We start from the raw sequence: 13,242 nt of genomic DNA on the forward strand, positions 1-13,242 counted from the left end.
TATGAGAGTCGAGGTGGTTATGATGAATTTTCGAGTGCTAATTATCGTAGCAATAATGTTTTCATGGATAGTCTCCTTTGCTGCAAGTAGTGCGCAATCTACCCGGTCTGCTACAGGAACAATTACATTTTTTGGTGCTATTGTAGATAGTCCATGTGATACCGCTTTCATCGAGAGTATCATTACCACACGCTGTTATCGTAATGGTGAGACATTGACTCAACGGCAAGTTGTTTCTGCTAATATGCCTCTCACTGCCCGTTTACCTGGTAATTTAGCTTCTTCCCATCTGGAATGGTTGAACCCGCAGCGTAGTCTGGGAATTTTCACCGTCACTTATCTCTAATATATTCAAACAATATGACGCATTCCTACAAGCACGGCTTATCACAGTGATAAGCCGTGTTAGATGGATGATGCGATTCAAATGAAATCATCTTGTTTCGCTACAATGATATTGTTCGACCACATGATATACTAACCCTCATTCAGACACCCTTTGGTCAGGCCAATTTGGTATTAGTCACGCCAATACCTGATGCAGGAAATAAGGTTATGCGGTTATATCAGGAAGTGGGCAGTCAATTGCGTGAGGCGATTGTCAGCGGGCAATACAACTTAGGCGATCGTTTACCGCCTGAGCGTGACATCGCCGAAAATTTCAGTGTCAGTCGCAGTGTGGTTCGTGAAGCACTGATTATGCTGGAGCTGGAAAAATTGGTGGAGGTACGCAAAGGTTCAGGCGTCTATGTGGTTAACGTGCCCGATATGCCAGCAAACGGTGAATCCGCAGTGGCCTCTGATAGTGGTTACGGCCCATTTGAATTACTGCAAGCCCGCCAATTACTGGAAAGCGAAGTTGCCGCTTTTGCTGCCATGCAGGCGACCAAAACCGATATCATCAAAATGCGTCACGCCATCGAGCAGGAAAAGACTGCACTGGCTGCGGGGGCAGTGGATGAAAGCGCTGATGAGTTGTTTCATTGCCTACTGGCACAATCGACGCAAAATAGCGTGCTAGCCAATATGGTTACAGAGGCCTGGCAAGCGCGCAAAACCAGCGCCATGTGGCAGGTTGCTCACCGTCACACCCTGGATTTCAGCTACCGTTGGCAGTGGTTGGAAGACCATCAGAAAATCTTGCAAGCGGTGTTACGCCGTGACAGCAAAGCGGCTAAGCAAGCCATGTGGCAGCACTTGGAAAATGTAAAACTAAAACTGCTCGAGCTTTCAGATGCCAACCATCCTGATTTTGATGGTTATTTGTTTGAGTCTGCGCCGTACCAGCTTGAAGAATAATTTACCCTTCGGCCTTGAAGTTGCAGCGGTGTTGGCTGCACTCACTTACCCGATTGGAATTAATGAGCCTCACTCTTGAGGCTCACCCTGTGAGCGCGCTAAATTAATCCTGCTGCGCCAAACGTTTTACACTCTCTTTCGCGCCAAATTGTTGCAAGCTGAGGTAAGCCTCGGTGACTGCATCAACAAATACCGGCTGCTGTGGTAAGGACTCACCAAACAGCGACTTCAGTGAGAGCAAACTCTGTACCCGGGCCACGCCATCTTCACTGCTGGCGACACATTTTTTAAAGCTGTCAGCCATCGGATCACGGATATCTATGGCCTGGCCGTTATCGTCGATCCCTCCTACATAGCGCATCCAACCGGCGATACCTAATGCCAGACAGCGATAAGCGCCGCCATGTTGTAAATGCCAACGCACGGAATCGAGCATCCGTTGTGGTAATTTTTGGCTACCGTCCATGGCAATTTGCCAGGTGCGATGCTTTAACGCCGGGTTGCTGTAGCGCTCAATCAATTGATCAGCATAGGCATTAAGATCCACCCCGGTAACGCGCAAGGTTGGGGCCTGTTCATCCATCATCAGGCGACGGGCGGTGAGGCGATAGTTACTGTCGGCCATACAATCATTAATATGTTGATAACCGGCGAGATAACCCAGATAGGAGAGGTATGAGTGGCTACCGTTTAACATGCGCAGCTTCATTTCTTCGAATGGCAAGACATCATCGACCAATTGTACTCCAGCCACTTCCCAGTCCGGGCGGCCCGCGACAAATTTGTCTTCAACTACCCATTGAATGAACGGCTCACAGGCAATACCACAAGGGTCTGCTACGCTCAGGGTATCGGCAATTTGTTGCAAGGTTTCAGCGGTGGCGGCTGGAACAATACGGTCGACCATAGTATTAGGGAAGGTGACATGTTGACTGATCCAACTAGCCAGTTCTGGGTCTCGGGCCATAGCCAGGCCGAGGACGGCATTTTTCACGACATGGCCATTTTCTGGAATATTATCGCAAGAAAGCACAGTAAAAGGTGGCAGGCCGCGTGAGCGACGTAAGCGCAGGGCTTCTACCAGAATACCGGGAGCGGAGGTTGGCGCATCGGGTATCGCCAGATCTGCGCGGATAAACTCATTTTGCAGATCCAATTGGCCGCTACCCGGTTCGATGCAGTAGCCTTTCTCAGTAATCGTCAGTGAGACAATCGCCACTTGTGGTTCGGCCAATTTTTCCAATACTTGGATGATGCCATCTAATCGGGCATGGACTGACTCGCATACCGAACCGACAATAATGGCCTGATTACCTTGCGCCCCTTTTTCCAGCACTGAGAAGAGATGATTCTGTTGGCGTAAATTTTGAATCAAAACGTCGCCACCAAACAAGCTGACTTCGCAAATGCCCCAGTCGCCCCCTTGTTTATTTAACACCCGGTCAGTGAGCAGTGCCTGATGGGCGCGATGAAATGCACCAAAGCCAATGTGAACAATGCGGCTTTTCAGTGCTGTTCTATCATAAGTAGGCTGCTGTACGGTTGAGGGAAGGGGGCTGTTGGCAATGGTGTTCATACGTGGCTCCAAAATCATTCACCCCACGATTATTACAAAGGGGCTGACATAAAAGGTGGCAAATAAAAAGTTGTTAGACCAGTTTTAGTCGGCTGTTTGTAGGAAAGAAGCCACACCATACTGACCATTTTCTTTTGCTCGTTGCCATGAATATCGGCTTGCAGTGTAAAGCCATATGACAGAAAATAAAATTGGTAAGTCCAATATTGGTTATATTCGTGAGGTGGATCAACCAATGAGGTTTTGCTTTTTGACACCCAGCGGTTAAAAAGTAAGGATAAAGCTGAGTGATACCTCTTGGAAATCGGTATAACAACATTTTTAGCACCTGAACAGTTTACGCAGAGAAGGTAAAAATAAATGGAACAAACATGGCGTTGGTATGGCCCGCATGATCCGGTGTCGCTGGATGATATCCGTCAGGCGGGTGCAACTGGAGTAGTGACAGCATTACATCACATCCCGAATGGTGAAGTATGGCCGGTGAGTGAGATCAAGCAACGTCAGGCAGAGCTTGCCGCAAAAGGTTTGGTGTGGTCGGTAGTTGAAAGTGTCCCGATTCATGAAGAGATCAAAACGCACAGTGGCAACTATCAGCAACATATTGAAAATTATCAGCAAACGCTGCGTAATCTGGCTGCCTGCGGTATTGATACCGTGTGCTATAACTTTATGCCAGTGCTCGACTGGACACGCACAGATCTGGAATATCAACTGCCAGATGGTTCCAAAGCATTACGTTTCGATCAGATAGCATTTGCTACCTTCGAACTGCATATCCTTAAACGCCCTGGTGCGGTGAATGATTACACTGCGGAAGAACAGGCGCAGGCAGCAGATTACTTCGATGCGATGACTGAAGCGGATATCGCCAAGCTGACGGGCAATATTATTGCTGGTCTGCCGGGGGCTGAAGAAGGTTATACACTGGATCAATTCCGTGCACGTTTGGCGGAGTATGACGGCATCGATAAAGCGCAACTGCGTGAAAATATGGCTTACTTCCTGCAAGCCATTATACCGGTTGCCGAACAGGTTGGTCTGCGTATGGCGGTACATCCCGATGATCCACCGCGCCCAATCCTTGGCCTACCGCGGATTGTTTCCACCATTGAAGATATGCAGTGGCTGAAAGAGACAGTTGATAGTATTCATAACGGTTTTACTATGTGCACCGGCTCTTATGGGGTGCGGGCTGACAACGATCTGGTGAAGATGATCGAAACCTTTGGTGATCGTATTCATTTTACGCATTTACGCTCGACCTGCCGCGAAGGGAACCCAAAGACCTTCCATGAAGGCGGCCATCTGCAAGGCGATGTGGACATGTATTCCGTCGTCAAAGCCATCTTGACCGAAGAGCAACGCCGCCAGACTGCCGGTGATATGCGTCCGATCCCGATGCGCCCAGACCACGGTCATCAGATGCTGGATGATTTGCATAAGAAAACCAATCCGGGCTATTCGGCGATTGGCCGTTTGAAAGGGTTAGCTGAGGTGCGTGGTGTGGAGTTGGCGCTGAAGCGGGCGTTCTTCCCTGAGCTAAAATAACCCGCCATCTTTCAAACTGCAGGTGTGTTGGCTGCACTCAATAACCCGAATCACTTACTTATGTAAGCTCATCGGGGTTATCTTGCTTGCCGCCTTCCTGCATCTTGAAATCTATAGGGTATAAAACAGTTAAGGGCCGGTTTTCCGGCTCTTAACATATTGAAAAATTAAGAATATTGGGTATTATTCAGCGCGGCCCATATAACGGCGTTCTGCAATATGAATACGGATTTTCTCACCCGGGCTAATATATTCCGGCACCTGAATAGATAAGCCGGTGCTCATCACAGCAGGTTTGTTGCGAGCACTGGCCGATGCGCCTTTAATGCTTGGGGCGGTATCAACAATTTCCATATCAACGGTCTGCGGCAATTCCAGCGCCAATAATTGACCATCCATCGTCAGAACCTGCATGCCTGGCATGCCCCCTTCAGGAATAAATAACAGCTCTTCTTCGATCTGTTCTTTTTTGAAGTTATAAGGGGTGAAATCTTCATCATCCATAAAGATGTATTCGTCGCCATCGATGTAAGAGAAATTCACTGATCGGCGGGTCAGGGTGATGGTATCGAGGATCTCATCGCCTTTAAAACGCTCTTCAACTTTTAAACCGGTCCGCACATCAGAAAACCGCATTTTATACAGGGTACTTGCGCCACGGGCGCTTGGGCTTTGCACATCAATATCTTTCACCAGCAGTAACTTGCCGTTGAGGTTGACCGCCATACCACGTTTTATTTCGTTAGCTCTAGCCATTTATTAACCGCCAATCAGGATTGAAGATAAGTTGCGACAAGTTACTCGCGCCGCCAGTTTCAGGCAAGCAAATATCGCCGCCATATTTGAAGTCGCTGGGGGTATTCGCTTGCGGCCTGGCGGCAACAGTAAACGCTTTGGAGATAGCGCTAAAAAGAGTGTTATTCCGGTGTAAAAATGACCCTATTTATAGACCGGTAACCAACCCAATAGTGCGGCAATATGGGTAATGGCATTGATCAAACCAAACAGGATGATAAAACCAATCATCAAACGCCCGCCGGGAGCACGATAAACAGCCAGTGGGAAGCGTTTACGGCTGGCCCGCGCCATCAGCGCTGGCACAATTACCGCCCAAATGGTAGCCGCTAAACCGGCAAATCCAATGGCATATAAGAAACCATTCGGGAACAGCAGCGCACCGAGGGTCGGTGGCACAAAAGTGATCAGTGCTGATTTAGTCCGCCCGTTACGGGTATCACTAAATTTAAAGAAGTCGGCGATATAATCAAACAACCCCAGAGATACCCCAAGGAATGAGCTAGCCAGCGCCATATAAGAGAAGGCATTGAGTAACTGGCTGGTGGCCTGACTGGTCGAAATGGTGTCCATCTGTTTTAGCAGGCTACCGATGTTGCCACCGTCAGCAATCACCTGTTTGAAGGCGTCACGGGCGATATTACCTTGAATAGCATACTGCCATAGGACATAAATGATTAACGCGATCAGGGTGCCGTACAGCAGGCTGCGCACCACTGCTTTGCTGTCTTTGTGGTAGTACTTCACCAGCCCCGGTACATTACCGTGATAACCAAATGAGGTCAGTAAGTAGGGCAGTGCGGCCAGCGCATAAGGTAAATAGTGGGCGCTGCTATCAGTTTGATTGAATAGAATGGCACTTTGTACATGGCTAAACATGTCACCAACCGACATGACAAATGTAATTACCATTCCGCCGATTAATATCGTACTTAAGCGATCCACTGCGCGGGTCGATAACCAAACGATAAATGCGACCAATAACACAAAGATAAAGCCAGCACCGGTCTGACCAATCCCCACGACATTTTGCAGGGTGTGAGAAATGATTGAGCCACCGGCGGAGATATAGGCGTAGGTCAGGATGTAGAGCACAAAGGTTATCGACAATCCATTGATGGAACTCCAGATCTTACCCAGCAGGTCTTGTACCATGGTGTGAAAGCTGGCCCCGGTGGGGTAGTTCAGGTTAGCTTCCAAAATCATCAAGCCAGAAATCAGCATACAAGCCCAGGTATAAATCAGCAGTATTACTGAGCCGCTGAACCATACCCCGGCTGTGACGATTGGGATTGAGAACATTCCCGCACCTACAGCGGTTCCGGCGACTATCATCGCTCCGCCAAGAACGGAAGGGCGTGATAACGGTTGGGATACATCCATCGACATCGGTAACTCCAAATATCCTTCATCTTTGCCGCTACAGCAGAATTTGTTGCCTTGCTGTAACGTTAATGACGCGGGCTATAAATGATAGGTTAGTGGTTCTTTTGTACTAGCTTAATGGTACATGTTGGCGAGGATTCTGTAAACAGACGAATATACTCATGCCGATCATATGATCAGTGATTAGTCTGGTAATGGTATTAACTTGTGATTGAATATCGTACAAACTGGGATTGTAACGGTTAAAAAGTGAACTGATGGTGCGGAGGTGAAAAGCACCGCCTATGGCATGGATCGGTTATTAAACCGCCGAGCAAGGATAGTGCTGGTAGTTAATGGGGGTGATTGCTATTGTCTGCTGTTATTCCACCAGCCTACAGGAGCCTGCTGATGGACTGTCGCTCAGATTGCGGTGCCTGCTGTATTGCTCCTTCTATTTCCAGCCCGATCCCCGGTATGCCATTCGGTAAGCCTGCCAATACCCGTTGTCTGCATTTGGATGAGACTATGCGTTGCGCCATTTTTCATTCCCCTTCTCGCCCGGCAGTATGTGCCAGCTTACAAGCATTGCGGGAGATGTGCGCTGATACCCGAGAACAAGCGTTGGTCTATTTGATTAAGCTGGAAGCGGATACCGCCCCTTCGTGATAGAACGGGCGGCATTATTACGACAGGTCTGATAGGCGCGTTACTTCATATTAGCCATCGGTGTTGCTTCGATGACGAGTGTTTCCAGTGGTTTTAGCGTAACAATCACCGGCTTACTGTAATCGAGTGGCAGAGTTGCATTGGTGCCATATACCGTTTTAAGTGTGAAGCTCGTTGCTTCGCCGCTCGGAATTTCGAAGTTTTTAGTGAGATCTAAATAGTAACTTTGTTCTTTGTCGGATGGATTACGCAATCCAAATACCGCTTTATCTTTATTCCACGAGGCCCAGCCATAAACGTCCAGTGCCGTAGGGTCACCGCCAATCCAATGGGTATCAACCAGCACATCGCTATTTTTCCGTGACCATTTAGCGGCGGTCGCCAGCGTATCCCATTTGTTGTTATTTAACATGGACGGCGTGATGTAAAGCTCTTGTAGTTGGGTTCCCGTTGCAAAGTAGCTCCAGACCTGATCAGCAAAGTCATGGTCGGTCTGCACTTTTTCCAACCCAAAATAGGCATTTTCCGCGCTAACAATGCCGTGGTACATCAGCGAGTTTATCGGGAATAGCGGGCCTTTGCGCACGATGGAACGGTAGGTTTCAGCATCGCGGTAGGTCATCCATTGCTGAGCGGGGGAACCTTTGCCAAACAGGTTGATATCATCGCCCTGACGCCAGATAGCGTCCGCGTAGAACAGCCATGAGGGGCTGGCATCGGTGCCGGTGGTCAGGTTGATAAACAGATCTTTATTGGCCTCGCGCATGTTTTTAATCAGCTCGATGGAGGCGTCAAAGTCAGAGGCGAACTGGCTGCCTGGGATATACGAATTGGCGTTGCCCATACCGTCTAGCTTGAAGGAGGTGATATGTTCGTTTTTGATAAGCTTAATGATTTGCTCATTAAAATTACGGAAGTAATTGGGGCCGGAGAGTGCGAATTTCCCATCAACGGTTTCGAAGCCGTTTTCTTTGGCATGTGAGACGCGAATATCGCGCGGTTTGTTATAGCCTCCCCAAGGTGACAGCCATAAACCTACCGAAGTATGTAAGCTGTCAGCTTTCTGTTTCACTCCCCCGAATCCCTTACTGAATGCTGGGCCGAACAGCCATTTACCGGTGCGGTCATCCCAGCCGTCATCCAGTAGAAAACCATCAAGTTTTACCCCGCGTTTTTTAATCAGTTCGTCGGCGTAGGTATCCATCCGGTTGAGTACTTCTTGCTCGGTGTAGGTGGTGAAGAAACCAATATCCATCCAGCTATTGTAGTGAAGGTAGGGTTGATATGGGCGCGCGCGCATGCTGTTGATAAATTGGTTAAAGCTGCGACGCAACTGGTTGTTTTCTTCAAACGTGCCGAAATACAGGGTGAAGCTGACGGGCGTCTCCATTTTAATCGGTGTTTTTAACGCGACATTCAGATTAGTTGTTGTTTCATATGCATAGGTATTGACGATCGGTTTTTCCGGCAGAATAAAGAAGCTGTCAGCGATAATGGGGGAGCTATTAATTGCGCCGTCCACATAAGGTGCCTGGGATTGCCCTTTGGTTGGGAAGAAGGTGATTTTCGCAACATCCCGTGCCTGACCTTTGGCCTGAATACGGTAGTCAATACTGGCGTATTGACCTTTTAGTACGTTGAGCACCACGGTGACATCAAAATCTTTATGTTCATAGTCGATATGAATTGCATCATCTTTTTGGCTGACATTTTTAATTTTAAAATCGGCTGCGTGAATAACCTCTTCGTTGGGCAGTGTTAGAAAGAACAACTCCACCGGCGCAAGCTTGTGGCCTGAAAGCTTATCTTTCATCACCACCGCTGAGTTTGTATCGTCAAAAGAGAGGGAGATTTTATTGTTATTCAGCAAGTATTCGGAGGCAAAGGCGCCATTGCTCATCAGCAATAATAATAACGAGCTCTTTATGATTGTTCTCATACGATATCCTTGTTATTTGAGGTCCAGAAAGGTTATTTGCATTTTGAGTCGGTGCTTTGAGTCTGATAATGATTAGAATTCATGATGTTACCCGACGGTAGCCGGGCAACATTTTGATGACACAAGATTTATAGCGAGGTTTCAGTTTCGGGGATTAACTTATTAGCTGATCCACAGACGATGATTTTACTGCGCACGACGTCTTTCATGGCATCCATACCGACGCGCATGTAATAGCGTGGGTCGTTACCTTCCGGGTTATCGCCAAACCATTTTTTCACCGCCGCTGCGAAGGCGATTTTCAACTCAGTTGCTACGTTTACTTTGCAAACACCCAGTTCAATGGCTCGTCTGACATAGTCATCAGGGACATCGCTTGCACCATGTAGAACCAATGGAATATCGACGGTTTCATGGATTTCTGCCAGGCGCTGGAAATCAATTTTGGGCCGTTTGGCGTACAGGCCGTGGGCTGTTCCGATCGCAACCGCGAGGCTATCGACACCGGTAAGTTCCACAAAGCGACGCGCTTCTTGTGGGTCAGTGAGAAAAGCACTCTCCTCATCGACATCCATATCGTCTTCCACCCCCCCCAGACGCCCTAACTCAGCTTCAACGCTACAATCGTGGCGATGACAAAAATCGACGACACTCTTCACCAGAGACACATTCTCAGCAAATGGGAAGTGGCTACCGTCAATCATCGCACTGCGTACACCGGCGTTGACCTTGCGGCTGATATCGTCCAGTGACTCGTGATGATCGAGATGCAGCGCGAGCGGCATGCCATAACTTTCAGAGTAGGCTTCGCACAGTGCGTAGATTTCTTCAAAAGCGATGTGCTTAAAGGTGCCGGGCGTACCTGCAAGGATCACCGGTGATTGCATCTCTTTGCAAACTTCTAGAATGGCCTGAATGGTTTCCGCGTTATGGATATTAAAAGCAGGTACGGCGTAGCGCCGAGCCTGCGCATCCTGCAAAAGATATTTGGTAGAAATAATGCTCATGTAGTGATCCTCTCAGCCTTTCCAGGGATGAATAACGACGCCTTTCACTACACGGTTTACCGTGCCGCTGGCGGAAGGCGTGTCGGGGGCGATACCTGCCTTGATAGATTCGCTGAGAGCGAAAATCTGTGTGTACATCAGGAAGCAGAACGCCTGTTCGACATCAATAAATTCTCGGGCTGCGGGTAACAAAATATGCGGGCCTGCGTCGATTTCTGGGCTGGATTCGGCACAAATCGCTACGACGCGCATCGCTTGTTGGTCGCGGCGCAACTCAGCCAGCAAATCGAGGTCGTATTGACGGGTATAAGGGTGGCTTGAAACAAACACCACAACCAGCGTTTCAGCGTTAACCAGTGATTTTGGTCCGTGGCGAAAGCCGGTGGGGGACTCATAAAACGCCGCTAATTTACCAGCCGTTAGCTCCAGCACTTTCAGTGCTGATTCGCGCGCCACGCCTTGTAATCCGCCACTGCCGAGGTAAACAATCCGTTTAAAGGGAAGGTCACCAAATACGGCAGTGCTAAAGTCGCCCTGCGAAGCAACTATCTGCTTACAGCGCGTTGCTACATCCTGAAAACTGGTGCTGTTGATGACCTCGGGGGCGAAGACAGCCAAACAACTGGCCATCATGGTGCTGATGCTACTGGTCATGGCGAAACCACGGTCATGGGTTTCGGTTGGCATTAACAGCGCCAGTGCGTTATCACTTTTCAACGCATTGTGATACAAGCTGCCGGCTTCATTGCAGGTGATGACCAGATGGTGGCACTGGCTGACGAGTTGGTTGGCTAAGTCCACTGCGGCGACGCTTTCAGGGCTGTTACCAGAGCGTGCAAAGGAGATGAGCAGTGTCGGGCGCTGGGGAGATAAATAGTCAGCAGGGTTAGTAACGAGGTCTGTTGTGGGCACTGCGACAAAATTTCTCTCGCTATGGCGCGACAGCCACGGCGCAATAATATCGCCGATAAATGCTGAGGTACCAGCACCTGTCAGGACAATCTGTAGGTCAGATGTTTGCAGGAGCGGCGCAAGGAAAGTGTCGATATCGTTACGTTGACGTTCAATGTTTTTTAACGATCGGATCCAGCTTGCTGGTTGCTGGCGGATCTCTTTTTCAGTCCAGGTTGATGTGCCGCAAGTACCGGCAGATTGGGTTTCGCTCATAACTCAGTCCTTAGTAGTACATATTCAATGGGTCAGTACAAAGTAGAACATGACAATCTTTCGTTTCATTTCATTTCATCAATTTTATGTCTAAGTGAAAATCTATAGAAAAGAAAACGAAAGGTCAATATAAGAAAAGTAATAAAACGAAAAACGTGATCTGAAAGTGGGCTTTTTGTTTTTATTTTATTGATTTATATGAATATATTATATTTATTTAATAAGTGGGTTAGAGCATAAAGAAAGGAAAGGAAAGGTTTGTGGCGGAATTGGCCACAAACCAAAGTGATATATAATGAAAGGTCTACAGGACGATTCGTTGTCCATCAATCCAAATGGTTTGTAGCATGAGCCGTGAATCAAGTGCGATAATGTTGGCTCGTTTGCCTGCCAATAGAGAGCCGTATTTGTGGTCAAGCCCCAGCATTTTGGCAGGGTGCAGCGAGGCCATATGAATTGCATCCGCAGCAGGTACACCCACGTTATTGACCAGATTTCGCACCGCTGCATCCAACGAAAGTGTACTTCCGGCCAGCCCGCCAGAGGCAGTACAGACAATACCCTGTTGCATTGTTACTGGATGACCGCAAATCGCATAGTCACCATCAGGCATGCCAGCCGCGCTCATCGCATCGGTTATCAGCAATATTCGAGGCTTGGCGCAGCTACAGCAAAGGCTCATTACTGCGGGGTGAACATGGTGACCATCTGCTATCAACTCAAGCCATGCTCGCTTATCGGTGAGCCCTGCGCCAACCATGCCGGGATTACGGTGATGAAGACCTGTCATACCGTTAAAGCAATGCACCAGTCCATCGGCTCCCACATCAAACGCACGAATAGTTTCTTCATAGTTCGCCGCGCTGTGGCCGAGCATGACCTTTATCCCCTGGCTTTTTAGATGCTTAATTGCCGCCAGCGCACCCGATTTCTCAGGTGCCAATGCCACAACACGTAATGTGTTTTGTGACACGTCAATCAACCTATTTAGCTCGGTAATGTCCAGCTCACGGAACAGCTCCGGTGGATGTGCCCCTTTGTTCTGCGGGGTGAAGTAAGGGCCTTCAAGATAGCTACCCAACACCGTCGCACCTTGTCCACCTTGATGGTAGCGCTGCGCAATACGCCGCAGTGCACACTCTATTTCCCCAAGGGGAGCGGTGACGGTGGTCGGCAACCAGCCACCCACCCCTTCGCGTGCTTTATACAATGCCAACTGATCCAGTATCTCTGGCGAGTCATCCATGACATCGACACCATCACCGCCGTGGACATGAATATCGATATAGGCTGGGCACAGTAGTTCAACGTCGCGCAGCGTAACCCCTGCGGGGATTGGCTCGATGGCCACGATGGTGTTGCCATCTATGTGTAACTGATGATCGTCGAGCCAGCCATGCTCGGTTAGCACCCGTCTGGCCCGCAACAGTGCTGTCATATTCCTTCCTCGACAGGGGCGGCTTCGCGATAACGGCCCATTTCGTCCACCAAACTGGTCAACCCTCGGTGACCACACTCTAGCGCCTGAAGGCGAAACTCTTTACTACTGAGGCCATCGCGCTCCAGCACCATCTCCAGCAAAAGCTGTAGATTTACTCCGGTGATCACTTCACGTTCTGCTTTCTGCATTGCCAGCGTCGAGGCCACGCGGAAGGGGGTACCTCCGAGCAAATCCGTCAAAAAAATTAGCCCTTCTTTTTCATCCAGATTAGCTAACGCCTCTTCAAACTGAGCGGTAAGCAGCGCGGTGGAGGAGCTTTCAGGAAAATCGATGGCTATCACTTGCTGTTGTTCGCCAAGTATTTGTTTCATCGCTTTTTCCAGTCCGGTGGCAAACCCACCGTGACCGCTAAGAATAATGCTTAACATGGAGT

13 protein-coding genes are annotated in these 13,242 nt (G+C 48.9%); 5 read left to right on the forward strand and 8 right to left on the reverse strand.

What is annotated here, in order from left to right:
• Positions 1–19 precede the first annotated feature (19 nt).
• Both V1953_RS07225 and V1953_RS07230 read left to right on the forward strand, forming a co-directional pair.
• A complete protein-coding gene (locus V1953_RS07225) occupies positions 20–346 on the forward strand; it encodes a hypothetical protein (RefSeq protein WP_083163547.1) in 327 nt (108 codons plus the stop codon).
• Positions 347–555: 209 nt separating this feature from the next.
• Complete coding sequence (locus tag V1953_RS07230; protein ID WP_083158360.1) at positions 556–1,299, forward strand: GntR family transcriptional regulator; 744 nt, start codon at positions 556–558, stop codon at positions 1,297–1,299.
• Between the two features lie 103 nt (positions 1,300–1,402).
• Here the strand turns inward: V1953_RS07230 and V1953_RS07235 are convergent, their stop codons facing one another.
• Positions 1,403–2,875: a mannitol dehydrogenase family protein gene (locus V1953_RS07235; RefSeq protein WP_372559390.1), complete on the reverse strand. Its 1,473-nt coding sequence runs from the start codon at positions 2,873–2,875 to the stop codon at positions 1,403–1,405.
• A gap of 360 nt (positions 2,876–3,235) precedes the next feature.
• Between V1953_RS07235 and uxuA the strand changes: the two genes are divergently transcribed.
• Positions 3,236–4,426 carry a mannonate dehydratase gene (gene uxuA, locus V1953_RS07240; protein WP_420073531.1) on the forward strand — a complete coding sequence of 397 codons (1,191 nt, stop codon included), beginning with the start codon at positions 3,236–3,238 and terminating at the stop codon, positions 4,424–4,426.
• Positions 4,427–4,609: 183 nt separating this feature from the next.
• Here the strand turns inward: uxuA and yeiP are convergent, their stop codons facing one another.
• Complete coding sequence (yeiP, locus tag V1953_RS07245) at positions 4,610–5,182, reverse strand: elongation factor P-like protein YeiP (protein ID WP_083158363.1); 573 nt, start codon at positions 5,180–5,182, stop codon at positions 4,610–4,612.
• Positions 5,183–5,213: 31 nt separating this feature from the next.
• Between yeiP and V1953_RS07250 the strand changes: the two genes are divergently transcribed.
• Positions 5,214–5,357 carry a hypothetical protein gene (locus tag V1953_RS07250; RefSeq protein ID WP_193784630.1) on the forward strand — a complete coding sequence of 48 codons (144 nt, stop codon included), beginning with the start codon at positions 5,214–5,216 and terminating at the stop codon, positions 5,355–5,357.
• 8 nt (positions 5,358–5,365) lie between these two features.
• On the opposite strand, the gene mtr is transcribed toward V1953_RS07250, so the two are convergent.
• On the reverse strand, positions 5,366–6,610 hold the full coding sequence (gene mtr, locus V1953_RS07255) for a tryptophan permease (protein ID WP_372569346.1): 1,245 nt from the start codon (positions 6,608–6,610) through the stop codon (positions 5,366–5,368).
• A gap of 387 nt (positions 6,611–6,997) precedes the next feature.
• Between mtr and V1953_RS07260 the strand changes: the two genes are divergently transcribed.
• The gene (locus tag V1953_RS07260) at positions 6,998–7,255 is read left to right on the forward strand and encodes a YkgJ family cysteine cluster protein (protein WP_083158365.1); all 258 of its coding nucleotides are present in this window, start codon (positions 6,998–7,000) and stop codon (positions 7,253–7,255) included.
• A 40-nt stretch (positions 7,256–7,295) separates the two neighbouring features.
• Here the strand turns inward: V1953_RS07260 and V1953_RS07265 are convergent, their stop codons facing one another.
• The 5 genes from V1953_RS07265 to agaF all read right to left on the reverse strand — a co-directional run bounded on the left by V1953_RS07265 (position 7,296) and on the right by agaF (position 13,237).
• Entirely contained in the window at positions 7,296–9,194 is a 1,899-nt protein-coding gene (locus V1953_RS07265; RefSeq protein WP_442850797.1) for an enterotoxin, read from the reverse strand.
• Positions 9,195–9,322: 128 nt separating this feature from the next.
• Positions 9,323–10,201 (reverse strand): tagatose-bisphosphate aldolase subunit KbaY, encoded by an 879-nt coding sequence (gene kbaY, locus V1953_RS07270; protein WP_042568261.1) that lies wholly within the window; start codon positions 10,199–10,201, stop codon positions 9,323–9,325.
• 12 nt (positions 10,202–10,213) lie between these two features.
• Positions 10,214–11,368, reverse strand: coding sequence for an SIS domain-containing protein (locus V1953_RS07275; RefSeq protein ID WP_372569344.1), 1,155 nt, complete (start codon positions 11,366–11,368; stop codon positions 10,214–10,216).
• Positions 11,369–11,672: 304 nt separating this feature from the next.
• Positions 11,673–12,806, reverse strand: coding sequence for an N-acetylglucosamine-6-phosphate deacetylase (gene nagA / locus V1953_RS07280; RefSeq protein WP_442850798.1), 1,134 nt, complete (start codon positions 12,804–12,806; stop codon positions 11,673–11,675).
• Positions 12,803–13,237, reverse strand: coding sequence for a PTS galactosamine/N-acetylgalactosamine transporter subunit IIA (gene agaF / locus V1953_RS07285; RefSeq protein WP_005193054.1), 435 nt, complete (start codon positions 13,235–13,237; stop codon positions 12,803–12,805). The genes nagA and agaF overlap by 4 nt, the downstream gene beginning before the upstream one ends.
• Between the last annotated feature and the right edge of the window lie 5 nt (positions 13,238–13,242).

The sequence above is a fragment of the Yersinia sp. 2541 StPb PI genome (assembly GCF_052217145.1).
In the GTDB taxonomy this organism is placed as follows: domain Bacteria; phylum Pseudomonadota; class Gammaproteobacteria; order Enterobacterales; family Enterobacteriaceae; genus Yersinia; species Yersinia enterocolitica_E.

Excerpts from the sequence above, each read along its gene's own strand:
- agaF (WP_005193054.1), bottom strand. The coding sequence starts at position 13,237 with ATGTTAAGCATTATTCTTAGCGGTCACGGTGGGTTTGCCACCGGACTG.
- V1953_RS07260 (WP_083158365.1), top strand. The coding sequence starts at position 6,998 with ATGGACTGTCGCTCAGATTGCGGTGCCTGCTGTATTGCTCCTTCTATT.
- mtr (WP_372569346.1), bottom strand. The coding sequence starts at position 6,610 with ATGTCGATGGATGTATCCCAACCGTTATCACGCCCTTCCGTTCTTGGC.
- V1953_RS07230 (WP_083158360.1), top strand. The coding sequence starts at position 556 with ATGCGGTTATATCAGGAAGTGGGCAGTCAATTGCGTGAGGCGATTGTC.
- V1953_RS07265 (WP_442850797.1), bottom strand. The coding sequence starts at position 9,194 with ATGAGAACAATCATAAAGAGCTCGTTATTATTATTGCTGATGAGCAAT.
- V1953_RS07275 (WP_372569344.1), bottom strand. The coding sequence starts at position 11,368 with ATGAGCGAAACCCAATCTGCCGGTACTTGCGGCACATCAACCTGGACT.
- V1953_RS07235 (WP_372559390.1), bottom strand. The coding sequence starts at position 2,875 with ATGAACACCATTGCCAACAGCCCCCTTCCCTCAACCGTACAGCAGCCT.
- nagA (WP_442850798.1), bottom strand. The coding sequence starts at position 12,806 with ATGACAGCACTGTTGCGGGCCAGACGGGTGCTAACCGAGCATGGCTGG.
- kbaY (WP_042568261.1), bottom strand. The coding sequence starts at position 10,201 with ATGAGCATTATTTCTACCAAATATCTTTTGCAGGATGCGCAGGCTCGG.
- uxuA (WP_420073531.1), top strand. The coding sequence starts at position 3,236 with ATGGAACAAACATGGCGTTGGTATGGCCCGCATGATCCGGTGTCGCTG.
- yeiP (WP_083158363.1), bottom strand. The coding sequence starts at position 5,182 with ATGGCTAGAGCTAACGAAATAAAACGTGGTATGGCGGTCAACCTCAAC.
- V1953_RS07225 (WP_083163547.1), top strand. The coding sequence starts at position 20 with ATGATGAATTTTCGAGTGCTAATTATCGTAGCAATAATGTTTTCATGG.